The organism is Isoalcanivorax pacificus W11-5 (assembly GCF_000299335.2).
GTDB classification, from domain to species: domain Bacteria; phylum Pseudomonadota; class Gammaproteobacteria; order Pseudomonadales; family Alcanivoracaceae; genus Isoalcanivorax; species Isoalcanivorax pacificus.
The window spans coordinates 680,460-704,592 of the sequence record NZ_CP004387.1 but is presented as its reverse complement, the minus strand read 5'-3'; the positions used below and the strand labels follow the sequence as shown (position 1 = coordinate 704,592).

The following is a 24,133-nucleotide window of genomic DNA, read 5'->3' as shown; positions in this document are numbered from 1 at the left end:
GAGCTACGAGCGACGGGCCGGAAGCTCGTCGCTCGCAGCCCGAAGCTGCCCTTAATGCGCCTTGCCGAAGCTCAGCGCATCACCTGCAACCCCCACCTGGATCACGTCACCCGGCAGGAAATCGCCCCGCAGGATGGCGGTGGCCAGCGGATTCTCCACCTTCTGCTGGATCGCGCGCTTCAGCGGGCGGGCGCCGTAGACGGGGTCGAAACCTGCATCCACCAATTGGTCCAGGGCAGTGTCCGTGAGCACCAGGCGCATGTCGCGCTCGGCCAGCCGTTTGCGCAGGGCGTCGAGCTGGATGTCGGCGATGCCACGGATCTGGCCTTTCTCCAGCGGATGGAACACCACCACTTCATCGACCCGGTTGATGAACTCGGGGCGGAAGTGCTGCCCGACCACCTCCATCACCGCCGCCTTCATGGCGTCGTAGTGCTCCTCACCCGCCAGGCGCTGGATCAGGTCTGAACCGAGGTTGGAGGTCATCACCACCACGGTGTTGCGGAAGTCGACCGTGCGGCCCTGGCCATCCGTGAGGCGGCCATCGTCCAGCACTTGCAGCAGGATGTTGAACACATCCGGGTGCGCCTTCTCCACTTCGTCGAGCAGCAATACCGAGTAGGGTTTGCGCCGCACGGCTTCGGTGAGGTAGCCACCCTCTTCATAGCCGACATAGCCCGGCGGGGCACCGATCAGCCGCGCCACGGAATGTTTTTCCATGAACTCGGACATATCGATGCGCACCATGGCGTCGGTGGTATCGAACAAAAACTCCGCCAGCGATTTGCACAGCTCGGTCTTGCCCACGCCCGTCGGGCCGAGGAACAGGAAGGAGCCGTTCGGCCGGTTCGGATCGGACAGGCCGGCCCGTGAGCGGCGCACAGCGTTGGCTACCGCCTGCACGGCTTCGTCCTGGCCGACGACGCGTTTGTGCAGCGCGTCTTCCATGCGCAGCAGTTTGTCGCGCTCGCCTTCGAGCATTTTCGACACCGGGATGCCGGTCCATTTGGACACGACCTCAGCGATCTCTTCGTCGGTGACTTTGTTGCGCAGCAGTTGCGTTTCCTGCTGTTCGCGGTTTTTGGCTTCTTCCAGCTTTTTCTCCAGCGCCGGGATTTCGCCGTACTGGAGTTCAGACATGCGGTTCAGGTCACCGGCGCGGCGCGCCTGGTCCATTTCCACGCGTGCTTTTTCCAGGTCGGCCTTCACTTCCTGTTCGCCTTGCAGGGTCGCTTTTTCGGCGTCCCAGATTTCGCGCAGGTCGGCGTATTCCTTCTCGAAGCGGGCGATGTCCTCTTCGAGCTTTTCCAGGCGTTTACGACTGGCTTCGTCTTCTTCCTTGCGCAGCGCCTCGCGCTCCATCTTGAGCTGGATCAGTTTGCGGTCCAGGCGATCCATTTCTTCCGGCATGGAGTCGATTTCCATGCGGATACGGCTGCCGGCTTCGTCGATCAGGTCGATGGCTTTATCGGGCAACTGGCGGTCGGTGATGTAGCGTTGCGACAGTTTCGCGGCCGCAATGATGGCGCCGTCGGTGATTTCCACACCGTGATGCACTTCGTAGCGTTCTTTCAGGCCGCGAAGGATGGCGATGGTGTCCTCCACCGAAGGTTCGTCCACCAGCACTTTCTGGAAGCGGCGTTCCAGCGCGGCATCTTTCTCGATGTATTGCCGGTATTCATCCAGCGTGGTGGCGCCGACGCAGTGCAGTTCGCCGCGCGCCAGGGCGGGCTTGAGCATGTTGCCGGCGTCCATGGCGCCATCGGCCTTGCCAGCGCCGACCATGGTGTGCAGCTCGTCGATAAACAGGATCACGCGGCCTTCCTGTTTGGCCAGTTCGTTGAGCACGGCTTTCAGGCGCTCTTCGAACTCGCCACGGTATTTGGCACCGGCGATCAGCGCCGCCATGTCCAGCGCCAGCACGCGTTTGTCTTTCAGGCCCTCGGGTACTTCGCCGTTGACGATGCGCTGCGCCAGCCCTTCGACAATGGCCGTCTTGCCCACGCCGGGGGCACCGATGAGCACCGGGTTGTTTTTGGTGCGGCGTTGCAGCACCTGCACGGTGCGACGGATTTCGTCGTCGCGGCCGATCACCGGGTCAAGTTTGCCTTCTTCGGCGCGCGAGGTGAGATCCACCGTGTATTTGTCCAGTGCTTCGCGCTTGTCTTCGGCGTTCGGGTCGTCCACGGATTCGCCGCCGCGCACGTCGTCGATTTTCTGCGCCAGCGTGGCTTTTTTCACCCCGGCGGTTTTCATCAGCTTGCCCAGCTCGCCGGCATCATCGCAGGCCGCCAGCAACACTGCTTCGCTGGAAATGTACTGGTCGCCACGCTGTTGTGCTTCGCGGTCGGCCAGGTTCAGCAGGCTGGACAGGTTGCGCGACACCTGCACATCACCCGTGAACTGCGAGACTTTCGGCAGTTTCTCGACGGCCAGTTGCAGCGCGGTTTCCAGGTCGCCGGTGTTGATGCCGGCTTTCTGCAATAACGGACGCGCGCTGCCGCCACGGGCGCGCATCAGCGCCAGCATCAGGTGCACGGGTTCAATGGCGGTATGGCCACCGCCCACAGCCAGCGACTGGGCTTCGCCCAGCGCTTCCTGCAGGCGGCTGGTAAAACGGTCAGGACGCATCGTGGTGCCTCCGCAAAAGGTTCAGGAATTACCCCGACAAATGCGGCTCCCGCACCGTCTTTTCAAGGGTATCCAGGGTTCAGGGCAAGTCTGTGCGGCAGGCAGAGATATGACACTGATCTGTAGCAAGCTTCCTGCTCAACCCAGACGTGTTCAGAAGTAAGAACTCAAACGTGCCGCTGTTCAGGCGGCGCGTCAATCCGCAAGCCACACCAGGGTGGCAAAGCGACCGGTCTCGCCTTCATAGCGGTAGGAATAAAAACGGGAGGGGTCAGAGGCGGTACACAGGTCGCCGCCCTGCACATCGCCGACGCCTGCGGCCGCCAGCCGGCGGCTGGCCAGTTCCACCAGGCTCATGCGCCAGTGGTCGGGGGTGCTGTCCGGCCGGAACGCCGCCGCGGCGTCGGGGTCGCCGTCGACAAAGGCGGCGCGCACGTCGGCCCCCACCTGATAGCAGGGCTGGGATATGGCCGGGCCCAGCCAGACCGACAAGGGCTCGCCCTGCGGTGCCAGCAATTCAACGGTGCGTTCCAGGATGCCGGCGTGCAATCCTCGCCAGCCGGCATGCACCGCCGCCACGGCGGAACCGTCGGTGCGGGCAAACAGCGCGGGCAGGCAATCGGCGGTCAGTACGACGCAGGGCCAGCCAGGCTGGTCGGTCCAGACGGCATCGGCGGCCACTTCGCCGGCGCCGGCCTGGACGATGTCCGTGCCGTGCACCTGCTTCAGCCAGTTGGGCGGGTGCGCAGTGCCCAGCAGGCGCTGGACATGACGACGGGCGCGCTCGACGCGATCCGGGTCGTCGCCGCAGTTGCTGCCCAGGTTAAAACCGTGCCAGGGCGGCGGGGAAAAACTGCCCGCGCGGGTGGTGACACAGGCACGCACCCGGGGATGCGGCTGCCAATCCGGCGTCAGCCAGTCTGCCAGGGCCGGCAAGCCTTCCTTCGGGTGGCGCGGGTTCATCGTTCGTATTCCAGGTCGGCACGCAGTACATCCAGCAGCGCGCTCAGGTCCTCGGCCAGCGGCGCTTCGAATTCCATGTATTCGCCGCTCTCGGGGTGGATCAGCCCCAGCTTGCGGGCGTGCAGTGCCTGCCGGCGGAAGCTCTGCAGGGCCTCGCGCAGTTCCGGTGACGCGCCAGCCGGCAGGCGTATGCGGCCACCGTAGACCGGGTCGCCCACCAGCGGATAGCGCACGTGCGCCATGTGCACGCGGATCTGGTGGGTGCGGCCGGTTTCCAGCTGCACGCGGATGTGGGTGTGGCCCCGGAAACGCTGGATCAGCCGGTAGTGGGTCACGGCGTTCTTGCCGCTCTCGACCACAGCCTGCCGCTTGCGGTCCTGGGGATGGCGGCCAATCCGCGCATTCACCGTGCCGCCGCCAGTCATGACACCCACTGCCACGGCTTCGTATTCGCGGTACAGGGATTTGTCCTGCAGCTGCTCGACCAGCGAGGCATGGGCTTCCAGCGTGCGGGCCACCACCATCAGGCCGGTGGTGTCGCGGTCCAGCCGGTGCACGATGCCGGCGCGCGGCAGGCTGGCCTGGCGCTCGTCCAGGTGCAGCAGGCCATTGAGCAGGGTGCCGTCCTGGTGGCCGGCGGCCGGGTGCACCACCAGCCCGGCAGGCTTGTTGATGACGATCAGGTGTTCATCTTCATAGACAATCGGCAGCGCTACCGGCTGGGCAGTGTCGCTGACCTCGGCTTCCAGTTCAGCGTTGATCACCAGTTCTTCGCTGCCGATCAGCTTGTCCTTCGGCTTGCCGGGGCGGCCGTTGACGGTCAGGGCGCCGTTCTTGATCCAGGTCTGCAGGCGCGAGCGCGAATAGCCGTCGAACAGCTCTGCGGCCACCTGGTCCAGGCGCTGCCCGGCATGCTCGGGGGTGGCCCGGGCGCTGAGCTGAATTTTATCGGTGGCGGGGTGTCCCATAGCTGTCGTCCGTCCGGTACTGCCTGTGAATCGCCGGCGTTGGCCGGCGGGGGTATGAGTGTCTGCCGGGCAGACTACCATAAGTCTCTGATTTTTCCGGGATGTTAAGGAAGCTGGCAGGATGTGCTTAAATAGGCCGCTTCCGCGACGGCCATTGTAACGCCAGCGACGGCAACGCCAGCAATCAAAGTCAGGTCATCATGCGCGCATACACGATTTTTCTGATCTCCGCCGCCCTGCTCGCCAGTGGCTGCTCCAGCAATCCCAAGGAACGCCCCGAGCGTAGTGAGGCCCAGCAGTATGAGGAAGTGCGCAAGCAGATCGAGCGCAACAACTTCCTCACCGCCATCGACGAGCTGCGTGAGCTGGAAGCCCGCTTTCCCTACGGTGACTACGCCGAGCAGGCGCAACTGGATCTGATCTATACCCAGTACCGGGCGCTGGACTATCCCGCGACGGTCGCCTCGGCCACCCGCTTCCTGCGCAACTATCCGGCCAACGAGCACCTGGACTATGTGCTCTATATGAAGGGCCTGGCCAACTACAACCTGGAGCGCGGCCTGTTTGACCGCATCATGCACACCGACAAGGCCTCCCGCGACATGGACGCCTGGCGTGATGCCTTCAACGATTTCCAGGAGCTGGTGAGCCGCTTCCCCGACAGCCAGTATTCACCGGACGCCCGCGCCCGCATGGTGTTCATCCGCAATCAACTGGCTGAGCATGAGTTGCACGCCGCCCGCTATTACGCTCGCCGTGGCGCCTATGTGGCTGCCGCCGCCCGCGCCCGCGAGGTCGTGATTCATTATCAGGAAACGCCGTCGGTGGAAGAGGCGCTGGCGATCATGAGCCGCGCTTATCGCTCCCTCGGCGAGGCCCAGCTGTCGGACAAGAGCCTGGCGGTGCTGCGCCACAACTGGCCGGACAGCGGCTATATCAACAATGAGGGCCGCGTGGCGCTGAGTTGGTGGCCGAGTGAAGACGGCGGCCTGTTGAGCCTGCTGACCTTCGACCTGCTGTAAGCCCTGTCCGCGCCTTGGCGACCTCAGTCGCCGGGGCGCCAGCCGTTGGTGATCGGGTAACGGCGATCCTTGCCGAATGCCCGGCGGGAGACACGCGGCCCCACCGCGGACTGGCGGCGCTTGTATTCGTTGCGGTCCACCATCTGCACCACGCGATACACTTCATCCCGGTCAAAGCCGGCACGGATCACCGCCTCGGCACTGAAATCCTGTTCCACATACCGCTCGAGAATCGCATCCAGCACCGGGTAGTCCGGCAGGCTGTCCTGGTCTTTCTGGTCCGGGGCCAGTTCCGCTGACGGTGGCCGCTCGATCACCCGGCGCGGGATGATGTCCTGGCCGGCCTTGCGGTTGCGGTATTCCGACAGCCGATAGACCCAGGTCTTGAAGACGTCCTTGAGCACCGAAAAGCCACCGGCCATGTCGCCATACAGAGTGGCGTAGCCCACCGCCATTTCACTTTTATTGCCGGTCGTCAGCACCACGTAGCCGAGTTTGTTGGACAGCGCCATCAACAGCACTCCACGACAGCGCGCCTGGAGGTTTTCCTCGGTGGTGTCCCGCTGCGTGCCGGCAAAGCTCTCGGCCAGTGTGGCCATGAAGCTGTCGAACATCGGCTCGATGGACAGTTCGCGGTAATTCACTTTCAGCGTCCGGGCCTGGGCCTGGGCATCCTCACGGCTCATGCTGGCGGTGTAACGGAACGGCATCATCACTGCTTCGACGCGGTCCGGCCCGAGCGCGTCGGTGGCGATAGCGAGCGTCAGGGCGGAATCAATGCCGCCGGAGAGGCCCAGCAGCGCGCCCTTGAATCCGTTTTTGTTGACGTAGTCCCGCACCGCCAGCACCAGGGCGCGGTAGATGCGCTCTTCTTCGTCCGGCACGGTCAGGCGAGCGCCAGCCAGCTTCAACTCCCCCCCGTCGTGGGACACATCCACCGGGATCAGGGCTTCCTCGAAGAAGCCGCCCTGCACCACCACCTCGCCGGCGGCGTCCACGGCAAAGGAACCACCGTCGAACACCAGTTCGTCCTGGCCGCCGATCAGGTTGGCATAGATCACGGGCAGCTGATTATCCCTGGCGCGAGCGCGGACGTGGTCCATGCGCTCGGCATGCTTGTCGGCCCGGAAGGGGGAGGCGTTAAGGTTCAGGATCAGCTCAGCCCCGGCAGCACGGGCTGCTGCCACCGGACCGGCATGCCAGATGTCCTCGCAGATGGTCAGGCCGACCTTGAGGCCATTCAGCTCAAACACACGCGCCTGATCGCCAGGCTGGAAGTAGCGCTTTTCGTCGAACACGCGGTAGTTCGGCAGGCAGTGCTTGAAATATTCCAGCGCCGGGCCGGGTTCGCCGGGGTGGATCAGCCCAGCGACGTTATAGCGCACCCCGTTACGCACGCCGGGATAGCCCAGCACCAGCGGCACTTCGGTCTGTGCCGCGATGTCGGCCAGTGCGTCGACGACACGGGTATTCAGGCTCGGCCGCAGCAACAGGTCTTCCGGCGGGTAGCCGGTGAGCGCCAGTTCGGGGAACACCACCAGGTCCGCGCCCAGCAGCCGCCGGGCCTCATTGGCCGCCGCGACGATCTTGACGGCATTTCCCTCGATATCGCCAACCAGCATATTGCGCTGGGCAATGACCACTCGCATCCTGAACCTGCCTTTGCCTTCAGTGGAAGCGGGGATTGTACTCCGCCGCCTGCAGAAATGCCGCCCCGCCACGGACTTGCAGCGGCCGCCGGTTCCATGGAACCTATGGCCTGCGCGGCCCACCCCGAGCGGCCCTCATCATAACAAGTAATCTGCGGAGACCCCCTCGCATGGGACTGGTTCGAATTCTGTTGCTGGCCTTGCTGGTTTATGTGATCTGGCGCCTGATCCGTGGCGCACTGGGCCAGCGTGGCACCCCGGCGGGTGGGCGGGACAGCCAGCGCATGCAACGCTGTGAGCACTGTGGCCTGAATGTGCCGGAACAGGAATCCCTGCGCCATGACGGGCGTCATTTCTGCTGCCTGGAACACAAACAGGCCTGGCAGGACAAACAGCGTGGCTGACCTGCTGTATATCCCCTCCCCCGACCAGCGCTGGACACCGATCCGCGTCTACGCAAGCTACCGCATCGTGCTCGCCAGCCTGCTGTTGTTGCTGTTCTTCATGGCGCCGGACACCACCCCACTGGTGGGCAGCTACGACCCGAAGCTGTTTTTTTACACCAGCGTGCTGTATCTCGGGCTGACCCTGCTGTCCGTGCTGCTGCCACAAGCGCTCTATCAGCGACCCATGATGCCGCTGCTGCCGATCCTGGTGGATATCCTGATCATGACCCTGCTGGTACACGCCAGCGGTGGCATCGAGAGCAGCCTCACCGTGCTGATGCTGGTGACCATTGCCACGGCCAACATCATTCTTCCTGGCCGGCTGGGCCTGCTCAGTGCAGCGGTGGCGACGCTCGCCATGATGATCGAGCAGTTCTATTTCTCGCTCGCCAAGAACGCCACCAATCCGTTTCACCTGACCGAATCCGCGACACTCGGCGTGTCGTTTTTCGCGGTCGCGCTGATCACACGGCAGGTGGCCCAGCGGCTGGCGCAGAGCGAGGCATTGGCCGCGCGCCAGAACGAGGCAATCCGCCGCCTGGAAGCACTCAATCGGCAGGTGGTGGAGCGCATGCGCACCGGCGTGCTCGTGTTCGACAGCTTTTTCATGGTGCAGCTGTGCAACCGTTCGGCACAGGAATTGCTTGTGCATGTGGAAAACCAGAAGCAATTGCCAGAGGCACTGATCCAGCACTACCAGCGCTGGCTGGCTGACCCGTCGCAGCCCCTGCCCCCGTTGCCGTCACGCGGCCCGCAACCGGAGCTGGATGTGCGCTTTGCCCCGCTGGAGAGCGGCGATGACATGCTGACCATCATGTTCGTAGAGGATCGCGCCCGGCTGGTACAGGAAGCGCAGCAGCTGAAGATGGCATCGCTGGGCCGCATGTCCGCCACCATCGCCCATGAAATCCGCAACCCGCTCAGCGCCATCAATCATGCCGCCGAGTTGCTTGAGGAAGGCATGGATGAGCACCCGGAAGATCGCAAACTGCTGGACATCATTCAACGCCATGTGCGGCGGGTAAACGGCATCATCACCGATATTCTCGGGCTGTCGCGGCGCGAGCCGACACAGACCCAGCGCCTGAGCCTGCACCAGGCATTGTCCAGCTGCATCACACGCTGGCAGGAACGGGGCCATGATCCGCTGCAACTGCGCATTGATGTGCCGGAAGACCTGCCGGAAATCCGGTTTGATGCACGGCAACTGGAGCAGGTGCTGGATAATCTGCTGAACAATGCACGGCTGCACGGCGGCGATGGCACCATCGAGATCACCGCCGGCTTTCATCCGTCCGGCGGACTGCCATGGTTACGCATTCGTGACTTCGGCCCCGGCGTACCGGAAGACGCACGCGAAAACCTGTTTGAACCTTTCTTTACCACGGCGCGCGAAGGCACCGGCCTGGGCCTGTTTGTTTGCCGTGGCTTCTGCGAAAGCCACCAGGCAAGGCTGGACTATGAGCCCGCCGATCCTGGCGCCAGCTTTGTGATAACCTTCGCTCATCCTGATCGGGTGTTTCAATGACGACAGAAAAACGACAAGTACTGGTAGTGGATGATGAAGCAGACCTGCGGGAACTGCTGGTCATCACCCTCGGACGCATGAAACTCGACGCCCAGGCCGTCGGCACCGTCAGCGAAGCGCGCCGCGCCTTGCAGGAAAACACCTTTGACCTGTGCCTGACGGACATGAACCTGCCCGACGGTGACGGCATCGAACTGGTGCGCCACATCAACCAGCACATTCCTGAGCTGCCGGTGGCGATGATCACCGCCTACGGCAATATGGAAACCGCCACCCTGGCGATGAAGGAAGGCGCGTTCGATTTCATTGCCAAGCCGGTCTCACTGGATCGCCTGCGCCGCCTGGTGGACGATGGCCTCGGCATCCGCGACAAGGCACCTTCCGGCGCTAGCCTGGAACAGCTGGTGGGCGAAGCCCCTTCCATGCAGCAACTGCGCACGCAGATCGCCAAGCTGGCACGCAGCCAGGCGCCGATCTATATCAGCGGCGAATCCGGCAGCGGCAAGGAACGCGTGGCCCGATTGATCCACACGCTCGGCCCGCGTCACGAGAAGCCGTTTATTGCCGTGAACTGCGGCGCCATTCCCTCGGAACTGATGGAAAGTGAATTTTTCGGCCATCGCAAGGGCAGTTTCACCGGCGCGTTCGAAGACCGAAAAGGGCTGTTCCGTGAAGCGGACGACGGCACGCTGTTTCTCGATGAAGTAGCAGACTTGCCACTGCACATGCAGGTCAAGCTGCTGCGTGCCATTCAGGAGAAAAGCATCCGTCCCGTGGGTGAGGCGAAGGAGTTCGATGTGAATATCCGCATCGTCTGCGCCACCCACAAGGACCTGTCCGAGGAGGTGGTGCAGGGGCGCTTCCGGCAGGATCTGTATTATCGCCTGAACGTGATTGAAACCCGTGTGCCGCCGCTACGCGAACGTCGCGAGGATATCCCGCTGCTGGTGCAGCACATCATGACGCGGCTGTGCCAGCAGTGGCAGATTGACGCGCCGGCACTCAGCCGCGAGGCGCGTGATGTACTACAACAATACAGCTTCCCGGGCAACGTTCGTGAGCTGGAAAACATTCTGGAGCGTGCGCTGACGCTGGCGGATGGGCCCACCATCGAAGTGCGCCACCTGCAATTACGCGAGCAGAACGAAACGCCAGCCAGCAATGGCAGCAGCCGTGAGGCCAGCCGCCCGGCCAGCCAGCCGCTGGAAGATTATCTGCAGGAAATTGAGAAACGCGAGATTCTGCGCGCATTGGACGCAACGCTGTGGAACCGCACAGCTGCCGCCAAAAAACTGGGTATGACGTTCCGCTCATTACGCTATCGGCTGAAAAAGCTTGGCCTGGATCAGGGCGGCGATGACGACGAGAATGAATAAGGGGCAGGGTCAATCTGCGGTTGTTCACCACGCATCAACGCTACTACCAGGTCCGCTGTAGCTGGAGCGCTGACCAGTCCATTGCGGTAATGGCCAGTCGCCAGAAACAGGCCTTGCTGTGCCGGCACCTCACCAATCCATGGGATATCGCGGGGACTGCCCGGCCGTAGCCCGGCCCAATGTGCGACAGGTACTACTTCGGCCAACGCCGGCCAAATGTTCGGTGCTGCTTCACGCAATGTTGTATATGCCGCCTCGGAAGGACGCTGATCCCATTCCCCTTCGCTCAAGGTGGAACCCACCAGCATCTGTCCATCACGCCTGGGGATAACGTAGCCTTTTGATGACAATATGATGCAGGGAGGGGCAGGCACAGTAGCCGGGTATAATAGCATTTCACCTTTGACCGGCAATACTGGCACCTCTACACCAAGCAATGACAATATCCTTGCGCTCCAGCTGCCTGCCGCTATCAGGACCTGTCTTGCCTGTAAAACAGTGCCGCCGGCCTGAATCTGCCAACCCTGCGAGATGCGCCGCATATGCTCTACAGCAGCAGCCTGAGGCACGATACCCCGCGCCGCCAGCAGATACCGTACGCCAGTGAGAATCAACGGGTTCCGCACATTCGCCACCTGCGGCATCCATACCGCCGTTTCGCCAGACAAGTCCGGCACAATACTGTCTCCGGCCACCTCTCCAAGGAATATCCGATGTCGTTCGCCCCACGCTCGCGCCGCCGCCGCATCGGGCACCGATATCACCAACATACCGCAAGGCTCAACCTGCAAATCCGCCCCCCCGGCATCGATCACTTGGGCAGAGAGTCTTTCGTAGGCATGGCGCGCCTCCCGGGTTAGCGCTGTTAGCGCATCGGAATAACGCCATGGGAATAAGGCGGACAGAATGCCGCCACCCGCCCAGGAGGCCGGAGGGGCTGAAACAGGCGCATCCAGAATGAGCGGCTTGCATCCTTGCTCCGATAATCGCAAGGCGCTAAGCAGCCCGATCACACCGCCTCCGATAATCACTACATCGTGCATTCAGATCCCGGTTTCTGACTTTGGGTGGCTATCATACCTGCGCTTGCGCGTTGCCCCCAAACGTGCGTCAGGACAGTGGTGGACACATCAGTAGCTCCGTTGGGCTAGCCCATCGCACCCGCCCGACCGAGGAAATCACCAGTCCTTTGCGAGAACGCCTGCCCTTCGCGGAGCAAAAGGTGAAACGGCCGTTATAACCCGGACTCATGCCCGTACTGTCAAACCGTAGACGACGCTGCAGATTACCGTTAACGACAAGCAGCACATCATGCAACGGCGTCATGGCAAGCACCCGCCCGCCTTCCTGGCACATCCCCTCTGTCACAGCAGTGCAATCTGTAGTGCCGGCAGGGTCTGCATAAATCAGCCAACCGGACGACCAGTCGCCAGGCGCCGCGCAACCATTCTCGGAATAAGGGCAGACAACAACGGAGGAAGACAAAGATATCGCCCGGAAGCGGGCGTAATTAAGAGCTGCCTGGAGCTGCTGTTGGGCCTGAGCCACCCTGGCTCGCTCAACGAGGCCGACCCAGGCCGGCCAGGCATAAGTGCTCAACCAGCCCAATAAGACAAGACACAGCAATACTTCAAGCAGTGACATACCCGCGACGGTTTGTTTCATTGACGGCATACGGACCTCCCTGCTCCGCTATGCCGTCAAACACTAAACCAGCGCTTTCCTGATGAATGCAAGCCACCAGCTACACCAGCTATAAGACATGACCGTCACTGCTTGTAGGACTATTGCCAACAGCGTGCCGCATCCCAACTGGCGCCTTCCACATTTTGCACTCCCGCCTGGGTCAATGTCAGTTTGCCGCATTGGTTGGCACCGGTTATTTTCACCCGGTTTGCCTTGATGGTATAAGCGTTGTCCTGCGCACTGACTTCCAGCTCATAGATACCCGAGGCCGAGTTAGTGATACCCACGTTGCAGCCCGTGTAGGTGCCACGAGCAGAGTAGCAACGCTCAAGACGTGTTGCTGCGTCAGCCAATAGTACTCTGGCATCGGAAAGACGCCCACGTTCAACGTGATCCTGATAGGAAGGATAAGCAAAGGCGGCCAGCACCGCGATAATCCCCACCACGAGCATCAGTTCAATCAATGTGAAACCCATTTCAGCCCTGCGCATTGCCGCCTCCCAATGTTATCGAAGCTGGCGCCAGGACTGTCTGCCCAGACCAGTGCCATCCCCCTGAATATTGAATCGCTCTGTATCACCCGTGGAGCCAGTAACATAACCCGAGTCCACGCCATCAATCCCGGCAAGGATATTTGGCCGGGTCAGTATCCCTGACTCAGAGCCAAGGCCGCTCACCGGCACTTCCACACCATCAATCACCACATAATCATTTTCATCCACCACACCATCACCATCGACGTCAAACACGCCGCCATCAATTCGGCCTCCGGTGTCACGGCTCAGTGCCATCATCCAGCTGGTGCCCCCCGTATCACATGGGCTACTGGAAGGAATCAAGGTGACAAACACGACCGACTCCCCACGCAGCACAGGCCGCACTACAATGCGCTCTCCATTGGATTCACCATTATTGCCTGGAGGCACAAGATCAAGGTACCAGCCCATGCTATTCTCTGTGCGTGGATTATTTGACACCACACGCACCTGGCGGTCGTGAGCAGTATCTTCATAAATGATTTCCTGCTCGATCAGATCGTCCCGCGTTATTCCCAGCGAACCATCGTCAACGATCCCGTAAGCAGAGTGGGTGAAACGCAGCCCGGAACTCTCCACGTCAACGGCTTCAAGGTATTTACCCGTGCCAAAGTAAATCATTACCTGGCCATCACTGTTGAAACCAGCTTCAGGCTTCGAAGTGATTGGCTGACGGGGAGCGCCCTGATCTGGAGAGACTGCGGTAAACAAGGGTTCATCTTCACCATCGGCCAGCCGCCAGACTCCTTTGTTGTTTCCATTTGCCTGGATCTGATCGAACTTCCACAGATTACCCTGCAAATCACCTGCATACATCGTGTCCGCCGTACGACCTCCTGATGAACTGATCGCGATGACCGCCGCCATGCCATTGGGTTCATCCACGCTGCCCGCACCGGTGTAAACCGGTGATTCAGCCAACATTTCACCTGAAGCAAGATCAATCAGCAGCAGCGCCGCCTGGCCGCTGGCAGAGTTATAACCATTACCCAATGCCACAATCCATTTCGGATCATCCTGATTACCCACCTCAGTGCGCACAACAGAAACCTCCTCCACCCCTTCACCCAGCTCCGGGTGGGTAAACTCCCATAACAGCTCCGGTTCGTTGGGATGAGTGATATCCAGTGCAAACAAACCGCGGCCGCCCGCACCCAGGGCACCGATCAGCACTGTCCGCCATTCACCATCAATATAGGCATCCGCAATAGTAGGCGAACCGTCAACCGAGTAACGGTGCTCATATCCCGGCTCAGACAAGGCAGCCATCTGCGGCAGCACCATGCTGGGCACATAGGCAAACAGTTCTTCGCCTGTGTCGGCATGAAATGCGTGTAACATACCATCATTGGCGCCGACGTATACCACAGGCGGGCGCAACTCCTCATTGCGCTTTTGCTGGTAGAAAGAGTAATAGCTACTCCCTTCTGCACCCGGCAACCGGTGGTATCCGTAGCTTTCCTGACCGGAAAACGCCGGGTTGGAATTGACAATATCACCCAGCCGCGATGAACGTGTCCTGAAAGGCCCCCCGTTCTGACGCTCCTGTGTGCGATTACCGGTAAGGTATGCAATCCGGCTCTCGCCCAGATCATTATTGTTCAGAATTGTCCGCTGGGCCGCAGAGAGATTTTCCCAGCTAAAAGGCTCCAGAGTGCCGGAGCTCCCGGCGAACAATACATTGCGGTCAGCGAGATTCATGCCATCAAGCACACTGGCGGCATCCCATTGCGGCACCGAGCCAAGACTGCCATCACTTTGCAGGCGGTAAGCAAACAGATCACCACGCCAGCTGGCACTATTGAATCGGGCCTGGAACACAAGGGTATCTGTATCCAGCCTGGTCGAGTTTGCTGCAATGGATGCGCTGGAAGCCTGGATATTGGCCACGATAGTGGCAAAAGCAGCCTCCAGGGAAGCCACCATTCGATCTGCCCGGCCAGCCAGATAGTAATTATCGGGACGTTTGATAGGCTGGCCAGAGAGGTTATTCTGATTACCGGGATACAGCATTTCACCGCTTGTATGCCAATCTTGATCCTGAATCATGTCCGATTCAGGCGAGGCCGGATCAAAGCCTTCCGGCACACGAAAGCCGCCGTATTTTGCAGCCAGATAATACTGGTTTCGATTTATCGGCTCCAGGTAGCTGTTTTCAAGCACATCTACCCAGTGCGTGGACACAGTCTGGTCACCTTCCAGATCATCTCGCAAGTCGGTCGTATGGGCATGGTATGCCAAGCCGGCGATGAATGCAGAATTATCCCGGCCACTGAAGCTACTTGAGCTGCCGATATTACCGATTCCCTCAAGCTGGCCAACGAGATTGGTCAATGCCACCACGTTTATTGCACTATCCTGGCTCACCTGCGTCGGCTTGTTAGGCTCGTTGTTTCCATATGTGCTGCCGGGGAGGTTTTTATCCCGGTGTGTGTTGGCATCACCAATACCAAGAATCACATTGGCCTGGCATGCGTACTGGATTGGATCGATACCGCTCCAATCATCTATTACAGGAAAGTTATCTGCCCAGGCTCTGCGTGTACTGGCATTAGCAGAGCCCTTGCTGGAGTAGGCCGCCACCGGCCCCAAACCACGAAAATAGCGGTGCGCCGTATAATACAGTTCACTGACCGGGTCATGGCTCTTGAAGTTATTATCATTGAGTTGACCAAACTTGTTCAGGTAGTTGATTACACCACTGTCCTCGATAGAGATATCCCACGAGCCACTCGTTTCCGTTGCGTAATCGCTATCCGGATTACGGACAAACACGCCGGTGCCCGCATCCCATTCTTTATAGGGGTTATCAATCCAGCCCTGCTGGGCATCATACTGACGAGGCCCGACGTATTTCTGCGGCGCTCGCATTACCCCGCCATCACGAGAGGCGTCACTGTCATTCAAATAGCCAAAAATACTGAAGCGGATATCTTCCGAGTATGCCTGTATCAACCCCTCAGGCTTCCATCCATTGTTGTATTCGACACAATTGGCCTCTACACCCACGTCGGGATCACATACCTTGACTCTGACCGATAACGTGTAGGTCGTATTATTATTGTGGTAACTACCATTATAGGTAGACGCAGAAGATGAGAAATCCCCGGTCCCAGTGCGAAAGCGCATTTGGTTATCAAGACCCTGAATCCTTACCTTAAAATTACTGGCATCAAAAGGCGTCGCACCAGACACCACAGAACTACCTGAGATACTCCTATCCGGAAACAGCTCATTACGATCATGCCGGGCTTTTTCAAGCCAGGTTTCAGTAGCGGTGTCCTTTACTCGATAACCGCCGGTAAGCACCATGCGAAACGGATCGATAGTTTGCGTGGTTGCCCAGTTAAGGAAGTTTCCACTCCACTGCCCGGTGCCGGTGCAACGGTGATCGGTCGTTATGGACACAGGGTAAAAATGACGCTGCGACTCCGAATTATCACTGCTATAACGATAACACTTCCCTGCATCAAAATAGCCAATATAACTGGTATTCTGATTGTAGTCGCCCAGGTTGGCCACACTGATCACGGTGGGATATTCCACCGAAGGCACCAGCGCGAGGTTGCCCGGCACATTTGAAGCAATAAACAAAGGAGTCTGCGAAATCTCTATCGCTGACACGCTTGCTGGAAACCAGGCCATTACCACGGCACCCCAGAGCAACCTTTTACCGATTCGGAGCATCTTCATATCCCCTCCCCGCCCTGACATTACATTCAGCGCCGGAAAATACTTTCAACGATAACCACCGTGTTGCTATTACGACCAAAACCGCGTGCCACAACCCGGTAGAGATCCATTTCTTCAAGTGCTTCACCATCACCCAGTGAGAGAGAGCCTCCCGGGCCACGCTCTGCAATAACCGGCACCAGGCGCTCAATGTAGTACTGCGGAGGGCGATCCAGCGACTCATCAAGCGCAGTATCTCCTGTATATTCAATGGCACGATTAGCGCTTGTATTGGTAGGATCTGTATCCCACGTGGGGCGCGCCAGATCATCGAGGATGTCGTACCAGCCATCACCATCAAAGGTCGGCACGGCTACGCCTCGAAGTGCCTGTTCGCCACCGCGCAGGGCTGATTCAGCGGCCTGGAGTGCACGATTCTGGTCTTGCAATGAGCCTGCCATGCGCTCCTGCATGGTTGTGGAACGCATGGCAGCGATCCCCATCAGCGTCATTACCAGCAACAGCACCAACCCAATCATCAGGGCCGCGCCTCGCTGACCTCTAGCCTGGCCATGTATCTTGCCCATCATGCATACGTCCTATCGAATGCGATTTCGCATAGCCACAGTGGTAGTGATCACCGAGCGCAGTCGGCGATCGGCACCGTCAACCACTTCGCCGTTGAACAGCAGCGATTGTGGCTCGTCCACCATGTTGTCGCGCCGCCCTCTCAGTAGCAGCGAAATCCGGACACTGGATACCGCGCCCCATTCTGCAGCCGACATGTCTGCTGCAGATTCGTAACGGATTACACGCCCGGCACCAGCCGGATCAAGCCCGTAGTCCACATGAAAACGCTCCACACCGTCGATCAGCTCTTCCGCCGTACCGCCATTGACCTTGCGGAATAACGCCGGCTCACCGGAAACACCTGGGGCCACGTAGAACACGGTCGTGAATACCTTTGATATCTGAGCACTGTCTTCGTTATACGCGTGGCCGAATTCCTTCGAGAGATTACCCGGGTCACCCTGACCTGTATTCTTTATCACCGTGGTTGGATTGCCAGGTCCAGCGCCGCTGCCACCAGCCTGGAATACGGTAGCCGCTTCACAGTCCGAGACCATGACGATATCGCCGTTACTTATCCCGTGCCCAGCTTCCACGTGAATGACCGCTGATGTGGAGGTTTCATCAATGGTGCTGGTGAGACGCGTTTGTAGCGCATCCGCACGCTGCACGATCAGCACATCATTACCACTGTCGACGTCTGTCAGATCAAGATCAACGGGCAGCGCGGGAGAATGGCCCGACGCAGAGCCCTCATAGCCCGTTACCGGATTACCAAACTGGAAGACAGTGTCTGTCGTATCCAGCATGCTTGTTACCGGCACATCACGCCTGCAACCAAAATAGCCCGCCATACGCAGATCCTGCGCCAGCAGATAGAACGCGAAACGTCCATTCTCCTGCAATCGCGCCATATCATCCTGCAACATGTAAGAGGTTCGAGAACCGGTGTACACCTGGACTACGCCGGTGATCAGCAGCATACCCACCACCAGGGCCACCATGATCTCAACCAGGCCCACCCCTCTCTGTCTGCGCTGTGCTACCCCCTGATCCATCATCTAGCCCTACAGTTGCACCTTGAGTTCAATCACCCGGATACGCGGATCACCCTCATCGGAATCGTCAGATTGCTCCAGCCATCGGGCATCGAACCAGCCTACCCTCACATGCGCGATGCCGTCGCCATCCACCGCAACAGCACCTCCGGTCTGATCACCTTCCATAGGTAACAAGCCAGGCACCCCGTCTTCTCCCTCCTCACCCTGCAGCATAGCCAGCCAGCCCGCAGTATCCTGTGCAGCCAGAGTGTTGCCGGTCGGCACATCGTCGCCGAACGTACGGTCGTAATCACCGGCCAGCGCCGCCACGCGATTGGAGCGCATGCGATCGATAATGTCGTAAGCAAGATAGGTGGCCTGAGACGCCTGATGAGCGCTTTGACTCATCTGGATGCTGCGGGTCTGCAGGCCAGCCAGCCCTAACAAACCGATGGAGAGAATCAGCAGAGCCACCAACACCTCGATCATGCTGAAACCTCGATCAGGGTGACCCGATGAGAACATATGCATCACCTTAGCACTCCGCCTCGCTCAGGGTGGTGCGCCCACCGGGCGCCAGGGTGATCACCCTGCGCTTTTCGCTGCCACAAGTGCCGCGCGCCATGGAAATTGTTGTTTCACTTCCCGTATCCAGTACTGCTGACGGCGCAAAACGTACTAGGCCTCCGCTGACATCAGAGAGAGCGGCTGAACCATCCCCCAACATGATTACTGTGGCCGTAGATGCCGCAGGGTTGCCGGTACGAGCGGGGTCGGCAAACACCAGCCAGCCCTGTCCCCATTCACCATCACACTGCGCTCCATCACTGCTGCCACACACAGCCACGGGCACCCCCCGGGCAGAAGCCTCACTGCGAGCGAGCTGCACCGCACCCAGTACGCCATTGGCGTGACTGGTCATCTGGCCGCCTCGAATCAACTGTGCCAGGCCAGGAATGCCTATCGCACTGACGATGGCCAGCACTATCATCACTACAAACAACTCGATAATGGTAAAACCGGATTGAGTTTTCATGAGCCTGTTGTACCGCACCCCTTACGTATCGTTAAGGCATGCCAGATCAACCGCTGACAATCACCGACAGGCGGACTGACACACAGCGTCAGTTCAGAAAAAGGCGGGCAAAGGAGCAAAAACAAAGCGACACCGATCACAGACCGGCAGGGTATCCTGTCTCAGCGCAACCCGCGCGGCATCGAGAAGCGGATATTTTCCTCACGGCCGGCCAGCTCCACCGGCACCTGGCCACCGAGTGATTGCAGATGGCTGACCACCCGCTTCACCAGCTCTTCCGGCGCGCTCGCGCCAGCGGTGACGCCGACAGAGCGCTTGCCCTCCAGCCAGACGGGGTCGATCTGGCCGGGCTCATCAATCAGGTAGGCGGGCGTGCCGCAACGCTCGGCCAGTTCACGCAGGCGGTTGGAATTGGAACTGTTCGGGCTGCCGACCACCAGCACCAGATCGCATTCCAGCGCCAGTTGGCGCACGGCGTCCTGCCGGTTGGTTGTGGCGTAGCAGATATCCTCGCGGCGTGGACCGTGGATCGAGGGGAAACGCTCACGCAGTGCATCGATCACGCGGGCGGTGTCGTCCACGGACAGGGTGGTCTGGGTGACAAACGCCAGCTTCTCCGGGTTACGGACCTGGAGATTGGCCACATCCTGCTCATCCTCGACCAGATAAATGTCGCCACCATGACGGCGATCATACTGCCCCATGGTGCCTTCCACTTCGGGGTGGCCTTCGTGACCGATCAGGATGCTCTCGCGCCCTTCGCGGCTGTAGCGGATCACTTCCATATGCACTTTGGTGACCAGCGGGCAGGTGGCGTCGAACACTTTCAACTCGCGCCGGCCTGCTTCATCCTGCACGGCGCGGGAGACGCCGTGGGCGGAAAAGATCACGATGGCATCGTCCGGCACTTCGTGCAGTTCTTCGACAAACACGGCGCCGCGTGCACGCAGGTCCTCGACCACGAAGCGGTTGTGCACCACCTCGTGCCGCACATAGACCGGCGGCCCGAACACTTCCAGGGCGCGGTTGACGATTTCGATGGCGCGGTCCACGCCGGCACAGAAGCCGCGCGGGTTGGCCAGACGGATGTCCATACGGGCTCACCAGGGTTGGGGTAGCAGGAGGCCATTGTACGCCGCCCGACGGGCGGTCGCGAATCACGGCCAAGGGGGAAACCGTGCGAACAGTCCCGCCTCAGTGGCGCAGGATGACCGGTTGCTCCGGTGCGTCCCGCTGAACGTCGAGGATCTCGACTTCGAAGGTCAGGTCGCGGCCGGCCAGCGGATGATTGAAGTCCACCGTGACCCATTCATCGTCCACGGTCTGGATGACACCCGGCAGCTCGGCCTGGCTGGCGTCGGCGAACTGCATCACCACGCCGGGGCGCAGGTCCGCCTCGTCGCCGAATTCCTCGGCACGGAAGTGCTGCACGTTGTCTTCGTTATAGTCACCAAAGCCCTGGCTGGCCTCGATCACCATGCTGCGCCGGTCGCCGGCCTTCAGGCCCAACAGCGCGCGCTCAAAACCCGGCAGAAGGGATTCATCCCCCCAACTGAAGGTCGCCGGATCGCGCTCGAAGGTGCTGTCGATCTCGGTGCCATCCATCAGCCGTACCGCGAAATGCATCGTGATACGCATCTGCGGACCAACGCGCAGGATGTCGTCACTCATGGCCACGGCCTCCCAGCAGCATGTCGAGGATGATCAGCGCGGCGCCGACGGTGATGGCGCTGTCAGCAATATTGAAGGCCGGGAAGTGGTAACCCGCCCAGTGGAAATCAAGAAAATCCACCACATGCCCCAGCGCCAGACGATCCCACAGGTTACCCAGCGCGCCGCCCAGGATCAGGGCCAGCGCTGCCGCCACCATGCGGCTGTCGCGACCGCGCACCAGCCAGACCAGAATAACGATGCTGGCGATCAGGGCGATGCCGGCGAAGAACCAGCGCTGCCAGCCACCGGCACCGGCCAGGAAGCTGAATGCCGCGCCTTCGTTGTAGGCCAGCGTCAGGTTGAAAAACGGCAGCACTTCCATGGGCTGATACATGCGCAGCGCGGCCTCGGCCCAGCCCTTGCTCCACTGGTCCAGCACCAGCACCACCAGGGTGATCCACAGCCAGTGCAGGCGCTGCCAGTCGATCGGGTGAGTGGTCGCTTTCAGTACATCAGGCATAGTCGCGCACCTCACCGTCACCTTCGATATTGTCCACACAACGGCCGCACAGCTCCGGGTGGCCTGCGTGCTGGCCGACATCCGGGCGGTGGTGCCAGCAACGGACGCATTTCGGATCTGGCGATGCCGTGATCGCCACGCTCAGGCCGGAAACCGCTGACGGCGCCAGCCCGGCAGGCACGGCGGACAGCGGCTTCAGTGTCGCCGAGGAGGTGATGGTGACAAAACGCAGTTCGTCACCAAGACGCGCCAGCAATTGCTGTTTTGCATCGTCCACGTACAGCACCGCATCAGCGGCCAGGTTGGCGCGCACCACTTTCTCATTGCGCGCATCCTCGATGGCCTTGTTGACCGCCTGCTTGATCTGCTGCACCTGCTGCCAGAAGGCTGCGTTCATGTCGCTGTCCGCCGGCAGGCGGAACAGGCCGGTGTACCACTCGGCCAGAAAGACAGAGCGGTCACGCTCGCCCGGCAGGTGCTGCCAGATTTCTTCCGCGGTGAAGCTCAGGATCGGCGCCATCCAGCGCACCAGCGCTTCGCTGATGTGGTACAACGCGGTCTGGCAGGAACGGCGTGCACGCGATTCGGCCGGCGTGGTGTACTGGCGGTCCTTGATGATGTCCAGATAGAAACCGCCCAGGTCCACCAGGCAGAAATGGTGAATGCGCTGATACACCTGATGAAACTGGAATTCATTGAACAGTTGCCGGATCTCGTCCTGCAACTCGGCCGCGCGGTCCACCACCCAGCGATCCAGCGCCAGCATCTCTTCCGGCGGCAGCGCGTTCTGCGCCGGGTCAAAACCGTTCAGGTTGGCCAGCAGGAAACGCGCCGTGTTGCGGATACGGCGATAGGCATCGCCCATCTGCTTGAGGATGTTGTGGGAGACGCTCATCTCGCCACGGTAATCGGTGGAAGCCACCCACAGGCGCAGGATATCCGCGCCGAGTTCGTCGGTGACTTTCTTCGGCTCGATCACGTTGCCCAGCGACTTGGACATCTTGCGGCCGGTCTCATCGACGGTGAAGCCGTGTGTCAGCACTGTCTTGTAGGGCGGCGCGTTGCGAATGGCCAGGCTGGTCAGCAGCGACGACTGGAACCAGCCACGATGCTGGTCAGAGCCTTCCAGGTAAACGTCTGCCGGCACCTGCAATTCAGGGCGCTGGTCGAGCACACAGAAATGTGTCACGCCGGAATCGAACCACACGTCGAGTGTGTCGGTGACTTTCTGATAACGGGTGGCATCCACCGCCAGCCCCTGCTCTGCCATGAAGGCATCACAGTCGAGCGAGAACCAGGCTTCCACGCCCTCCTGCTCCACCCGTTTCGCCACCGCTTCGATCAGGCGCGGTGTCTCCGGGTGTGGCTCGCTGGTCTCGCGATCCACGAACAGCGCAATCGGCACGCCCCAGGTGCGCTGGCGCGAAATACACCAGTCCGGGCGGTCCTTGAGCATGCCTTCGATACGGGCCTTGCCCCACTCCGGCAGCCACTGCACCTGATCAACCGCCTTGTTGGCGAGCGCCTGCAGGCCGGCCTTGTGCATGCTGACAAACCACTGCGGCGTGGCGCGAAAAATCAGCGGCGTCTTGTGCCGCCAGCAGTGCGGGTAACTGTGCGTGATCTTTGCCAGCGCGATCAGGTTGCCGTTGGCGGTCAGGGCTTCAATCACCGGCTCGTTGGCTTTGGTGACATGCAGGCCGCCGACCACGGGCGTGCCTTCCACGAACAGGCCGGTATCCAGCAACGGGCTGTCGGTGTCCAGGCCGTAACGCTGGCCGACGATAAAGTCGTCCTGACCATGGCCCGGCGCGGTATGCACTGCGCCCGTACCGGCATCCGTCGTCACGTGGTCGCCAAGAATCACCGGCACCTGCGTGGACAGGAACGGGTGTGACAACAACAGGTTTTCGAGCACTGTACCGGCAAACGGCGCGGAGCGCTGGACGTCGGCAAGACCTGCGCGCCCGGCCACGGTGTCTGCCAGCGCTTCGGCCACCACCAGTGAACGGGCACCGTGCTCGCTGTCACCGCTGAGCACGACATAATCCAGCTCCGGGTGCACCGCCACGGCCTTGTTGGCCGGCAGCGTCCAGGGGGTGGTGGTCCAGATCGCCACTGCAGGCGCCACGGCCTGCACACCGGTGCGCTGCGCGAAATCCGCAGCATCGATTACCGGGAAGGCGACGTCGATGGAGAAGGACTCTTTATCCTGGTATTCCACTTCCGCCTCGGCCAGCGCCGAGCCGCAATCCAGGCACCAGTGCACCGGCTTGTACCCTTTTTGCAGGTGGCCGTTTTCAACGATCTTGCCAAGCGCACGGATGATGTTCGCCTCGAAGGCGAAATCCATGGTCAGGTACGGCTTGTCCCAGTCGCCGAACACACCCAGGCGGATGAATTCCTGACGCTGGCCGTCGACCTGGCTCGCGGCATAACGGCGGCATTCTTCGCGGAACGTGCGCGCATCGACTTTCTGGCCGACCTTGCCCACCTTCTGCTCGACCTTGTGTTCAATCGGCAGGCCGTGGCAATCCCAGCCCGGCACGTAGGGCGAGTCAAACCCGTTCAGGGTCTGCGATTTGACGATCATGTCCTTGATGATCTTGTTCAGCGCATGGCCGATATGAATGCTGCCGTTGGCGTACGGTGGGCCGTCGTGCAGGATGAATTTCGGCCGGCCGGCAAACCGCTCGCGGATAGCCTGGTACAGGTTGTCCTGTTGCCAGATCGCCAGTTGCGCGGGTTCACGCTGGGCCAGCCCGGCTTTCATCGGGAACGGCGTGTCAGGCAGGTTCAGCGTGGACTTGTAATCTGTCATGTCATCTCTCGGGCGG

20 protein-coding genes are annotated in these 24,133 nt (G+C 60.6%); 4 read left to right on the top strand and 16 right to left on the bottom strand.

All coding sequences use genetic code 11. From position 1 onward, the window contains the following. Window positions 1-51: 51 nt before the first annotated feature. From clpB to rluD, 3 genes are all read right to left on the bottom strand, one after another. On the bottom strand, window positions 52-2,631 hold the full coding sequence (gene clpB, locus S7S_RS03315) for an ATP-dependent chaperone ClpB (RefSeq protein WP_008739902.1): 2,580 nt from the start codon (window positions 2,629-2,631) through the stop codon (window positions 52-54). Window positions 2,632-2,826: 195 nt separating this feature from the next. Continuing rightward, entirely contained in the window at window positions 2,827-3,594 is a 768-nt protein-coding gene (gene pgeF, locus S7S_RS03310; RefSeq protein ID WP_008739903.1) for a peptidoglycan editing factor PgeF, read from the bottom strand. Further along, a complete protein-coding gene (gene rluD / locus S7S_RS03305) occupies window positions 3,591-4,562 on the bottom strand; it encodes a 23S rRNA pseudouridine(1911/1915/1917) synthase RluD (RefSeq protein WP_008739904.1) in 972 nt (323 codons plus the stop codon). The genes pgeF and rluD overlap by 4 nt, the downstream gene beginning before the upstream one ends. A gap of 200 nt (window positions 4,563-4,762) precedes the next feature. Here rluD and S7S_RS03300 point away from each other — a divergent pair, with 200 nt between their 5' ends. Beyond that, window positions 4,763-5,584 (top strand): outer membrane protein assembly factor BamD, encoded by an 822-nt coding sequence (locus S7S_RS03300; protein WP_008739905.1) that lies wholly within the window; start codon window positions 4,763-4,765, stop codon window positions 5,582-5,584. 23 nt (window positions 5,585-5,607) lie between these two features. Here S7S_RS03300 and S7S_RS03295 read toward each other — a convergent pair whose 3' ends face one another. Beyond that, complete coding sequence (locus S7S_RS03295) at window positions 5,608-7,233, bottom strand: NAD+ synthase (RefSeq protein ID WP_008739906.1); 1,626 nt, start codon at window positions 7,231-7,233, stop codon at window positions 5,608-5,610. A 170-nt stretch (window positions 7,234-7,403) separates the two neighbouring features. Here S7S_RS03295 and S7S_RS03290 point away from each other — a divergent pair, with 170 nt between their 5' ends. Genes S7S_RS03290 through S7S_RS03280 form a run of 3 tightly spaced genes read left to right on the top strand, consistent with a single transcriptional unit; the run spans window position 7,404 to window position 10,583 of the window. Further along, a complete protein-coding gene (locus tag S7S_RS03290) occupies window positions 7,404-7,637 on the top strand; it encodes a PP0621 family protein (protein WP_008739907.1) in 234 nt (77 codons plus the stop codon). Continuing rightward, window positions 7,630-9,207 carry a two-component system sensor histidine kinase NtrB gene (locus tag S7S_RS03285; RefSeq protein ID WP_008739909.1) on the top strand — a complete coding sequence of 526 codons (1,578 nt, stop codon included), beginning with the start codon at window positions 7,630-7,632 and terminating at the stop codon, window positions 9,205-9,207. The genes S7S_RS03290 and S7S_RS03285 overlap by 8 nt, the downstream gene beginning before the upstream one ends. After that, complete coding sequence (locus tag S7S_RS03280) at window positions 9,204-10,583, top strand: sigma-54-dependent transcriptional regulator (protein WP_008739913.1); 1,380 nt, start codon at window positions 9,204-9,206, stop codon at window positions 10,581-10,583. The genes S7S_RS03285 and S7S_RS03280 overlap by 4 nt, the downstream gene beginning before the upstream one ends. Here the strand turns inward: S7S_RS03280 and S7S_RS19095 are convergent. The 12 genes from S7S_RS19095 to ileS form a co-directional block, all read right to left on the bottom strand. Beyond that, window positions 10,553-11,626, bottom strand: coding sequence for an NAD(P)/FAD-dependent oxidoreductase (locus S7S_RS19095; RefSeq protein WP_008739914.1), 1,074 nt, complete (start codon window positions 11,624-11,626; stop codon window positions 10,553-10,555). The genes S7S_RS03280 and S7S_RS19095 overlap by 31 nt on opposite strands. A gap of 67 nt (window positions 11,627-11,693) precedes the next feature. Continuing rightward, window positions 11,694-12,227, bottom strand: coding sequence for a GspH/FimT family protein (locus tag S7S_RS20165; RefSeq protein ID WP_420795642.1), 534 nt, complete (start codon window positions 12,225-12,227; stop codon window positions 11,694-11,696). A gap of 140 nt (window positions 12,228-12,367) precedes the next feature. Then, window positions 12,368-12,760, bottom strand: a complete 393-nt coding sequence (locus tag S7S_RS03275; protein ID WP_035205921.1) for a type IV pilin protein — start codon at window positions 12,758-12,760, stop codon at window positions 12,368-12,370. A 15-nt stretch (window positions 12,761-12,775) separates the two neighbouring features. Beyond that, window positions 12,776-16,498, bottom strand: coding sequence for a pilus assembly protein (locus S7S_RS19085; protein ID WP_169745546.1), 3,723 nt, complete (start codon window positions 16,496-16,498; stop codon window positions 12,776-12,778). 26 nt (window positions 16,499-16,524) lie between these two features. Next, entirely contained in the window at window positions 16,525-17,067 is a 543-nt protein-coding gene (locus tag S7S_RS03265) for a pilus assembly PilX family protein (RefSeq protein ID WP_008739920.1), read from the bottom strand. A gap of 9 nt (window positions 17,068-17,076) precedes the next feature. After that, entirely contained in the window at window positions 17,077-18,105 is a 1,029-nt protein-coding gene (locus tag S7S_RS03260; protein WP_274544723.1) for a PilW family protein, read from the bottom strand. 9 nt (window positions 18,106-18,114) lie between these two features. Next, window positions 18,115-18,618 carry a type IV pilus modification protein PilV gene (gene pilV, locus S7S_RS18725; RefSeq protein WP_082027785.1) on the bottom strand — a complete coding sequence of 168 codons (504 nt, stop codon included), beginning with the start codon at window positions 18,616-18,618 and terminating at the stop codon, window positions 18,115-18,117. Window positions 18,619-18,622: 4 nt separating this feature from the next. Beyond that, a complete protein-coding gene (locus S7S_RS18720; protein WP_008739923.1) occupies window positions 18,623-19,123 on the bottom strand; it encodes a GspH/FimT family pseudopilin in 501 nt (166 codons plus the stop codon). A gap of 161 nt (window positions 19,124-19,284) precedes the next feature. Next, complete coding sequence (gene ispH / locus S7S_RS03245; RefSeq protein ID WP_008739924.1) at window positions 19,285-20,217, bottom strand: 4-hydroxy-3-methylbut-2-enyl diphosphate reductase; 933 nt, start codon at window positions 20,215-20,217, stop codon at window positions 19,285-19,287. A 100-nt stretch (window positions 20,218-20,317) separates the two neighbouring features. Beyond that, window positions 20,318-20,794, bottom strand: a complete 477-nt coding sequence (gene fkpB, locus S7S_RS03240; protein ID WP_008739925.1) for an FKBP-type peptidyl-prolyl cis-trans isomerase — start codon at window positions 20,792-20,794, stop codon at window positions 20,318-20,320. After that, on the bottom strand, window positions 20,787-21,296 hold the full coding sequence (lspA, locus tag S7S_RS03235; protein ID WP_008739926.1) for a signal peptidase II: 510 nt from the start codon (window positions 21,294-21,296) through the stop codon (window positions 20,787-20,789). Before lspA ends, fkpB begins: the two co-directional genes overlap by 8 nt. After that, entirely contained in the window at window positions 21,289-24,117 is a 2,829-nt protein-coding gene (gene ileS, locus S7S_RS03230) for an isoleucine--tRNA ligase (protein WP_008739927.1), read from the bottom strand. Before ileS ends, lspA begins: the two co-directional genes overlap by 8 nt. Window positions 24,118-24,133 lie beyond the last annotated feature (16 nt).